The organism is Actinacidiphila acidipaludis (assembly GCF_019890725.1).
Taxonomy (GTDB): Bacteria; Actinomycetota; Actinomycetes; order Streptomycetales; family Streptomycetaceae; genus Actinacidiphila; species Actinacidiphila acidipaludis.
In genome coordinates, this window is record NZ_JAINZZ010000124.1 from 1 (window position 1) to 2905 (window position 2905).

Below are 2905 nucleotides of genomic sequence, written 5' to 3' on the forward strand. Positions count from 1 at the left end.
TGTGCCGGTGTCCTTCACCGTCACCGTCGCCTGGTACCCACCGGCCCAGGAACTCACCACGGCCATCGACGCCGAGCACGCGGCGCCGCCGGGCGGGGGAGTCGTTCCCCCCGTCGTCCCGCCGGTGGTGCCGCCGCTCGTGGTGCCGCCGGTGGTGCCGCCGGTCGTGCCGCCGCTCGTGGTGCCGCCGCCCGAGCCGTCGAGGCCGAAGAAGGCGACGGCCTGGGCGGCCATGCCGGTCTGCGGCAGGACGTGCCCGGCGCCCTGGACGCTGATCGCCTCGACGGGGGCCTGCGCGCCGGCCGAGCCGTAACGGGTGCGGGTCCAGGTGGACTGCGGGTGGTCGGTCGTCACCGGCGTCTGGCCGACGCCGAGGACGTTCGTCCACTGCTTGATCTCCTCGCCGAAGTTGGCGTAGTACAGCGTGGTGTCCGCCGTGCCGTGCCACAGCTGCACCCGCGGGCGCGGCCCGGAGTACCCGGGGTCGCCCGAGCGGGCCAGGTCGCCCCAGGCCTGCGGGGTCCTGGTGATCTGCCCGTCGGCGCAGGCGCTGTTCCAGCCCGATCCGTCGGTGGTCGCGAAGCAGCCGAACGGCACACCCATGAACGCGGCGCCGGCCTTGAAGACGTCCGGGTAGTCGCCGAGCAGGACGTTGGTCATCATCCCGCCCGAGGAGGCGCCGGTGACGTAGACGCGGGAGGCGTCGCCGCCGTAGTGCTGCTCGGTGTAGGTGACCATCGACATGATGCCGACCGGGTCGCTGCCGCCGCCGCGCACCAGGGCCTGCGGCGAGGAGACGTCGAAGCAGCTCCCGCTGCGGGTCGCGGAGGGGTAGACGACGACGAACCCGTACCGGTCGGCCAAGGAGGCGAACTCGGTTCCGGAGTAGAACGCCGGGCCGGAGCCGGTGCAGTAGTGGACCGCCACCAGGATCGCGGGGTGCGCCGGGGCGCTGTTCGGCACGTACACGTACATGCGCAGGTTGCTGGGGTTGGCGCCGAAGCCGGTGACTTCGGTGAGGGAGGCGGCCCGCGCGGTGCCCGCCGAGGTGGCGGTCAGCAGCAGCGCCGCGAGCAGGGGCGCCACCCCCATGACGAGGGCGGCCAGTAACCCGCGGAGGCTTCGCCTCCGGGTCGATCCAGGCATGGCAACGTGACCTTTCCGGGGTCCGCCGCCCCGGCCGGGGCTCCCCTCCCGGCCGGCGCGGTGTGTGGGGGGATGGACGATCGGCTCCCGCAAGGCGATGTCGAATCAGATCGAAAACTTTCGACATCATCGCGAATGTTTCGGGAACCGTAAGGTCAGTCGTGCCCGGAGTCAAGCGATTCCGACCGACGCGGGGTCTCGCGCAGGTCGGACGGCATCCCGTGAAATCCCGCTCGTAGCACGGTGACCGGGGCCCATGTGGGGGTTCGCATGTTTCTCATCGATTTCGGAAACGGGTCGTTGACGTACCGGGCGGGCACGGCCACACTCGACTGCGATCGACTCCCCGCCCGCCAGGCCGCACCGCGGCCGACTCCCCTGGCCGGCGGCACACTTCGCGCATGGTCCCCCCATGTCCGGCCGGTGGTGAACACACCGGCCTGATGACCGGAAGACGAGGTTGGAAGTGATTCCCGAATCCCCCCACTCCCGCGCCACCGACCGACGGGGCCTGAAGGTCCTGCTCGCAGCGGTGACCGCGGGCGCCACGGCCGTCGTCGGCCTGATGTCCCTGGCCGGCCCGGCCAGCGCGGCGAGCACCCTGGGCGCCGCCGCGGCCGCCCAGGGCCGCTACTTCGGCACCGCCGTCGCGGCGAGCCACCTGGGCGAGAGCGCCTACGCGTCCACGCTGGACACGGAGTTCAACGCCGTGACGCCGGAGAACGAGATGAAGTGGGACGCCACCGAGCCCTCCCGCAACAGCTTCAGCTTCTCCTCCGCCGACCAGATCGTCAGCCACGCGCAGAGCCACGGCATGAAGATCCGCGGCCACACTCTGGTCTGGTACTCCCAGCTCCCGAGCTGGGTGAGCGGGCTGGGCGCGTCCGATCTGCAGTCCGCGATGGACAACCACATCACCCAGCTCATGACCCACTACCAGGGCAAGATCTACGCCTGGGACGTGGTCAACGAGGCGTTCCAGGACGGTGGCAGCGGCGCCCGCCGCAGCTCGCCGTTCCAGGACAAGCTCGGCGACGGCTACATCGAGCACGCGTTCCGCACCGCGCGCGCCGCCGACCCCGGCGCCAAGCTCTGCTACAACGACTACAACATCGACGGCGTCAACGCGAAGAGCACCGCCGTCTACAACATGGTCAAGGACTTCAAGGCGCGCGGCGTCCCCATCGACTGCGTCGGTTTCCAGGGGCACTTCAACAGCGCCTCCCCGGTCCCGTCCGACTACCAGGCCAACCTCCAGCGCTTCGCCGACCTCGGCGTCGACGTCCAGATCACCGAGCTCGACGTGGCCGGCTCGGGCACCGCGCAGGCCAACAGCTACGCCACCGTCGTCCGTTCGTGCCTGGCCGTGACGCGCTGCACCGGCATCACGGTGTGGGGCATCACCGACAAGTACTCGTGGCGCAGCAGCGACACCCCGCTGCTCTTCGACTCCAACTACGCCAAGAAGCCCGCCTACGACGCGGTCCTCACCGCCCTCGGCGGGTCCGGCGGCACGAGCGGTGGGACGTCGAGCGGTACCTCCAGCGGGACGACCAACGGCGGGACGTCGAGCGGGACGAGCAGCGGCACGTCGAGCGGCACGACCAACGGCGGTACGTCGAGCGGTACCTCCAGCGGGACGACCAACGGCGGCTCCACGGGCGGCACGACGGGGGCGGCGTGCTCGGCCGCGCTGAGCGTGGTGAGTTCCTGGGCCGGTGGGTACCAGGCGACGGTGACGGTGAAGGACACCGGCACG

2 protein-coding genes are annotated in these 2905 nt (G+C 71.1%); one reads left to right on the top strand and one right to left on the bottom strand.

Annotation, left to right across the window (positions count from 1 at the left end; all coding sequences use genetic code 11):
* Positions 1 to 1146: extracellular catalytic domain type 1 short-chain-length polyhydroxyalkanoate depolymerase (locus tag K7862_RS36910; RefSeq protein ID WP_222970155.1), on the bottom strand; the 1146-nt coding region annotated here is incomplete at its 3' end.
* Between the two features lie 565 nt (positions 1147 to 1711).
* On the opposite strand from K7862_RS36910, the gene K7862_RS36915 reads away from it, so the two are divergent.
* Positions 1712 to 2905: glycoside hydrolase family 10 protein (locus K7862_RS36915; protein ID WP_262414381.1), on the top strand; the 1194-nt coding region annotated here is incomplete at its 3' end.